The following is a 6,688-nucleotide window of genomic DNA, read 5'->3' on the forward strand; positions in this document are numbered from 1 at the left end:
GTCCGGCACGCCCTGCTGCAGATTGATCAGGGCAGTCAGCTGGCGTTGCCAGGCTTCCTGCCGTTCGAACCAGGTCGCCAGATCCGGCAACCCAAGCTTCTCCCGCAGCGCGGCGGCAGCGGCCATCGCACCTTCATCGCCGAGGTGGCCCAGCAGGCTTTGCGCCTGTGCGGCGATGAGCATGAAGCCTGCCGACTCCGCGTTCTGCACCAGATCCTGCAATTCGGCCCGGCGCTGCTTCAGCTGCGGTAGCGCGAGCCAGTAATAGAGCAGCGACTGGAACATTTGCGCCTGCATTGGTGTTTCCCAGCCGCGCGACAGTACGATGTCGGCCTGCATGGTGCCGGCGCGTATCTGGCGCAGCATGCTTAGTTGCTGGTAGACCGCGCTGTCCGGATTGTGCTGGGCGTGCACGGCCAGCTCCAGATAACTTTCTGCCGCCTTCAGGTGTTTGGCTTCGCCCGCGCGCAGCAAGGCCACCACGTAGAGATGGCCGCCCATGCCCTGGAACAGATGCTTGCGTTTGCCGGATTCGCGGCGGATCGCCTTCAGTGCTGCTTCAAAGCCGGCCAGTGCCGCGCCTGCAGCGTTTGCGTCACCGCGCAGCAGCGTGACCACGCTGGAGAAGAACTGCGCCAGCGCGCCTTCCACGCCTTCCAGGTAGCGCGCCGCATCGGCAAGCTGCCCGCACAGAATCGCATGCTCGGCCAGTGCCAGGCGCAGCGCCGGGCTGACGATATGGTCGCCCGCGATACGGCGCTGGAAATGACGCTCCGCATAACCGCGCACCAGCGGCGCCAGGGCCGGTTCGCGCTGGGTGTGCTGGAGCAGCAGCATCAGCACATCGTCCTGCAGCAGCGGATGCACCAGCAGCAGCATGCCTGTCTCGAACGGACGCGTGAAGATGTCGACAATCGGATGCAGTTGCGCCGCCTCGTAGCACACCATGCAGGCCTGCAGCAGCGGCATCACTTCCTGCGGCGGACGTCCACGCAGCAGCGCCATGCGCAGGCGCGCCACGCCGTGGCGGTAGCTGCGCGGCTCGTAATTGCCGTTCCAGCTCTGGCGCATCGGGTTGAGCGACTCGTGCGCGATGCACAGATCGTCCAGCAGATGCGCGCCGATGGCGGCGCGGATGGCAGGCCAGCGCAGCTTCGTATTGCAGACATAGCCGCGCGCCGTCACCACGCTGGCGAAGGCCAGGCGTTCCAGCTTGATCAGGGGATCATCCAGCGATGTCACCGTGAATGGCTGGCCGTTCACATCGTTGACGCCAGCCTTATTCAGCTGATCGAGAATCGCCGTGCGGCCGACGGGATCGCCCATCAAGGCCAGCAAGGCGAGAATCATCTTCTCGGGGAGTTCGAGCGCGTCGAACTCCGCCAGCAGCGCATCACTCATCAGAAATTATCGATCACCACGGGCGGCGCGGCATCAGCCACCGGCAGGCCGAAGATGCGCTGATAGAAATACAGTTCGGATTCCAGCGTGCGCACGATGTTCTCCGCCTTGCGGAAACCGTGGCCTTCGCCTTCCAGCGGCACATACGCCACCGGCACCCCGCGCTGCTTCAGCGCATCCACCATCATCTCGGACTGCTGCGGCGGCACGACTTTGTCATCCAGGCCCTGGAAGAAGATCATGGGGCGCGACAGGCGCTGCGTGTGATTGATCGGCGAACGCTGGGCATACAGCGCTTCGGCGGCGGGCTGCGGCGCGATCAGGTATTCGTTGTAGTGCGATTCGAATTTGTGCGAATCCTGATCCAGGCCCTTGAGGTCGGACACGCCGTAGTAGCTGGCGCCCGCCTTGAACACATCGTGGAAGGTCAGCGCGCACAGCGTCGTCAGGCCGCCTGCGCTGCCGCCGCGCACGATCAGGCGTTCGCCATCCGTCAGGCCGCTGGCGACGAGATGGCGCGCACCGGCGATGCAATCCTCCACATCGACGATGCCCCACTGGCCTTTCAGCGCGTCACGGTATGCGCGGCCAAAACCGGTGCTGCCGCCGTAATTCACGTCCAGCACGCCGAAGCCGCGGCTGGTCCAGTATTGCGTGGCCAGCTTCAGCGTGCTGGCCGCCATGCCGGTCGGGCCGCCGTGGCTGATCACGATCACCGGCGGCTTGCTGCCCGCAGGCGCCTGCACATCCTTATTACGCGGCGGGTAGAAGAAGGCATGCGCCGTGCGGCCATTTGCGCTCGGGTAGCTGATGCTGTCGGGGATAGCCAGGTAGCCCACGTCCGGCAGGGAGGCAATCGAGCGCTCCAGCACTTGCAGCTCGCCGCTGGCCAGATCGATGCGCGCGATTTCGGCGGCGATGGTCGGGCTTCCCGCCAGCAGCACGGCGAAACCGTCGCCCACTTTCAGTTCCCGGATTTCCTGATACGGCACGGCGATCGGCGTCAGCACGCCATCGCGCAGGCGCGCCAGCTTGCTGACGCCTTTTTCGATATAGGTGCAGACAATTTCACCAGCGGGCGTGAAGCCGTACATCGCATTGCCGAAGGTCCAATGCGGCGAGCCGAATTCGGCTTCCATCGGATACAGTGCTTCGGCGCCGGAAGGGCCCAGACGGTAGAGATTCCACCAGCCGCTGCGATCCGATACAAAATGCAGCACGCCCGCAGGCGACCATTCCGGCTGGCAGATCGATTCATCCACGCCGCCCGCCACGCGGCGCGGCGCACCCAGCGAACCGTCGGCATGCACATCCGCCAGCCACAGTTCCGTACCCTGCCACGGCATGCGCGGATGATCCCAGCTAAGCCAGGCCAACTGGCGGCCGTCCGGCGACAGGCGCGGCGAAGAATAGAAATCATCGCCCAGGGCGAGCACGTTCTCGCCGCCGTCGAAACCCACCGCGCAAATCGTGTTCACCGGCTGCGCATGCGAGCCTTCGTCTTCCGGATGCTGTTCGCGCACGGCGACCAGGCGCTGGCGCTTGGCATCCACCACGAAATCGGCATAGCGTTGGCGTCCCAGGGCAGTGACCGGCTGCGGCGCGTTCGCGCCATCCTTGCGGTACAGGCGGTTATCCGCGAAATGCGAGAAGAACACCGACTCGCCGGCGACTGTGTAGGCGCCGCCGCCGTATTCGTGCACGCGGCTGCGGACATTGAAGGGCATCGGCGTCTGCTCGTCGACCGCGTTGCCGCGGCGGCGCATCAGCGTATTGCGGCCCGCTTCCGCGGCGCGGCCGGCCAGCCAGTAAATGTCATTTCCACTCAGGACGATCGAAGACAGCGGTGTTGCACCAGCGGCAACCAGGTCGGCGCTGATCGGAGATGGCCAGGCGCCAAACGGCGCGGTAATCGGATTGGTCATGGCTGGACTGGGTCAAGGCAAGAATCGGGGCAAGGATGCGATAATAGCTTTTTTCTTCCCGCTTTTGATTGTCTTTCATGCCACAATTTGCCCCGCTCCAGAACGACACCTTCCTGCGTGCGCTGCTGCGCCAACCGACCGACTACACGCCGGTCTGGCTGATGCGCCAGGCGGGGCGATATCTGCCTGAATACCGGGCGACGCGCCAGAAAGCCGGTTCCTTCATGGGCCTGGCCACCAATCCCGACCTGGCGACCGAAGTGACGATGCAGCCAATCGACCGCTACCCGCTGGATGCGGCCATTCTGTTCTCCGACATCCTGACGGTGCCGGACGCCATGGGTCTGGGCCTGCATTTCGTGGAAGGCGAAGGTCCGAAATTCGAGCGTCCGCTGAAGACGGAAGAAGAAGTGAAAGCCCTGCGTGTGCCTGAGCCGGGCTCGCTGGACTATGTATTCAAGGCCGTCACCCAGATCCGTACCGAGCTGAATGGCCGCGTGCCCCTGATCGGCTTCTCCGGCAGCCCGTGGACCCTGGCCTGCTATATGGTCGAAGGCGAAGGCTCCCGTGAGTTCCACACCATCAAAAAGATGATGTACAGCCGTCCGGACCTGATGCACCACATCCTGGACACMAACGCGCGCGCGGTCGCCGAATATCTGAACGCCCAGATCGACGCCGGCGCCCAGGCGGTGATGATTTTCGATTCCTGGGGCGGTGYGCTGGCCGATGGCGCCTACCAGCAGTTCAGCCTGAGCTATATGCAAAAAGTGGTGTCCCTGCTGAAACGTGAAGTGGATGGCGTGAAGATTCCCGCCATCGTGTTCACCAAGGGCGGTGGCCACTGGGCCGAAGAAATCGCCGCTATCGGCGCCGATGCCATGGGTCTGGACTGGACCGCCAATCTGGGCAAGATCCGCGCCCTGGTGGGCCATAAGATGGCTTTGCAGGGCAATATCGACCCGGCCGTCCTGTTCGCCAACCCGGACCAGATCCGCGCGGAAGCCGTGCGCACCCTGGAGTCGTTTGGCAAGCATAATACCGGCCACGTCTTCAACCTGGGCCACGGCATTTCTCAGTTCACGCCGCCGGAATCCGTCTCGGTGCTGGTGGAAACGGTCCATAGCCATAGCCGGGCAATGCGCGCGGCTTGATGTAGTTTGGCTTCAAAAGAGGCGCGTTTCCTCGGGAGCGCGCCTTTTTTCATGGTTGACGCCGGTTAGTGTGGACTGACTTATGCACAAAAATTTCTGCTGCGGAAATATGAGGCAGCACTTGCAAGCATGCTGTGAGCATATATCTAAGTGATTGATTTTTAAAGGCTATTTTGATGCCGTTTTTGTCAACGTTTAGGCGCGTGTAAGGCTTATCCATAGGGAGAAGTTGTATTGTTGAGTCATTCTCCACAAAGTTATCCCCAGATTCTGTGGAAAAAAGCGAAAAATACTTAGTAAACCGGCACTTAGTAGGAATTTGTAGGAATTGTCTGAGCACCATGTTGCGGTGCATGATATTTTTGTAAGTTTCTGTGGTTATGGTTTGTTGCGGAAACGCAAATGTTAATGTTTCCCCATAGGTACAATGTCCGGCGGCCGGAGCAGGGGTTTTCCACCGTTCGCGGCGCAGAAAAAGCTTGATTTCACCGAAAAACTGGTCCCTAAATACTGGACTTATGCACAGCACGAGGAAAAATATGCGGTTTTTTGCTCTCCTAGGAGGGCATTTCCAAGTGACTGTTTTTAAAGGGAAAAATCTTCAGCTTTTGGGCCTGTTTGAGTGGATATCAAGTTGATGGTTACCGCTTGCATGGAATCAAGACTCCATTTTCCACAAAGTTATCCCCAGAATCTGTGGATAGTTAAAGAATCGATCAGCAAAGGCCCGGATGGCGCACTGTATTCTTAGAATCGCCCTCGATACACCGCTCAATGCAGTGTTCGATTACCGCTGGATTTGCGAACAATCGGAGGTACCGTTTGTAGGACAATTGGCAATGGTCCCATTTGGGCGCCGTGAAGTTGTCGGTCTTATTGTCGCTGTACTACAGGAGACGGATGTCCCCGCCGAGAAGCTGAAAGACGCCCTGGCCGTGCGCACCCAGCTGGCGCCGCTGTCGGCGCAATGGCTGGCGCTGGCGGGTTTTGCTGCCGAGTATTACCAGCGTCCGCTGGGCGAAGTAGCCCTGCCGGGCCTGCCCAAGAACCTGCGCGTGCTGACTACGGTGGCTTTGGACCGCGCAATCAAGAAGCTGGCCAAGCTCGATGACGCCCACGATGGCACGCCTGCCGCCGCGCCCGTCCTGAATGCCGCTCAACAGGAAGCCGCCGATGCGATCGGTGGCGCGCAGGGTTTTGCGCCCTTCCTGCTCTACGGCGTCACGGGCAGCGGCAAGACCGAAGTCTATCTGCAAGCCTGTGCACAAGTGCTGGCGCGCGAGCCGCAGGGGCAGATTCTGATCCTGGTCCCGGAAATCAATCTCACGCCTCAACTGGAAGGCAATATCCGCGCACGCTTTCCTGGCGTGATGCTGTCCACCTTGCACAGCAGCCTGTCGGAAGGCGAGCGCATGCTGCATTGGCTGGCGGCGCACGAAGGCAAGGCGCGCATTATTCTCGGCACACGGCTGTCGATCCTCGCCTCGCTGCCGCAGTTGAAGCTGATCGTCATCGACGAGGAACACGATCCTTCATATAAACAGCAGGAAGGCTTGCGCTACTCGGCGCGCGACCTGGCCGTGTGGCGCGCGCACCAGCTGAAGATTCCCGTGGTGCTGGGCTCGGCCACGCCGTCGCTGGAAACCTGGCACCACGCGCTGGCAGGCCGCTATCGCAAGCTGGAATTGCGCGAGCGCGCCGTGCAGCAGGCCGTGCTGCCGACCGTGAAGCTGATCGACACGGCGCGCGACCGCGGCCGCGACGGCATCAGCGCCAACCTGATTGACGCCATCCGCCAGCGCATGGCCAAGGGCGAGCAATCATTGCTGTTCCTGAACCGGCGCGGCTACTCGCCGGTGATCTGTTGCGAATCCTGCGGCTGGGTGAGTGAGTGCAAGCGCTGCACCTCCTTCATGGTGCTGCACAAGCCGGAGTTCCGCCTGCGCTGCCACCATTGCAGCCTGGAGATGCGTATCCCGCGTCATTGCCCGACCTGCGGCAATGTCGACCTGCAGCCGCTGGGGCGCGGCACGCAGCGCGTGGAGGAAGGTTTGCAGGCACTGTTCCCCGAAGCGCGCATTCTGCGCATCGACGCCGACAGCACGCGCCGCAAAGGCAGTGCGCAGGAAGCTTTCGACAGCGTGCACCGCGGCGATGTGGATATCCTGATCGGCACGCAGATGGTCGCCAAGGGACACGACTTCAAGA

At 61.8% G+C, this 6,688-nt stretch carries 3 protein-coding genes and 1 pseudogene; 2 read left to right on the forward strand and 2 right to left on the reverse strand.

Features of this window, described 5'->3' with window-relative positions:
• Positions 1-1,401, reverse strand: a pseudogene (locus tag AB4Z11_RS18940) (DEAD/DEAH box helicase); the annotation flags it as partial.
• Positions 1,401-3,326, reverse strand: a complete 1,926-nt coding sequence (locus tag AB4Z11_RS18945; protein WP_442026880.1) for a dipeptidyl-peptidase 5 — start codon at positions 3,324-3,326, stop codon at positions 1,401-1,403. The pseudogene AB4Z11_RS18940 and the gene AB4Z11_RS18945, both read right to left, overlap by 1 nt.
• 77 nt (positions 3,327-3,403) lie before the next feature.
• Here AB4Z11_RS18945 and hemE point away from each other — a divergent pair, with 77 nt between their 5' ends.
• On the forward strand, positions 3,404-4,480 hold the full coding sequence (hemE, locus tag AB4Z11_RS18950; RefSeq protein WP_442026881.1) for a uroporphyrinogen decarboxylase: 1,077 nt from the start codon (positions 3,404-3,406) through the stop codon (positions 4,478-4,480).
• Between the two features lie 731 nt (positions 4,481-5,211).
• A partial coding sequence (priA, locus tag AB4Z11_RS18955; RefSeq protein WP_442026882.1) for a replication restart helicase PriA occupies positions 5,212-6,688 on the forward strand: 1,477 nt, incomplete at its 3' end.

It is taken from the genome of Pseudoduganella sp. RAF53_2, assembly GCF_052113985.1.
Classification (GTDB): domain Bacteria; phylum Pseudomonadota; class Gammaproteobacteria; order Burkholderiales; family Burkholderiaceae_D; genus Rugamonas.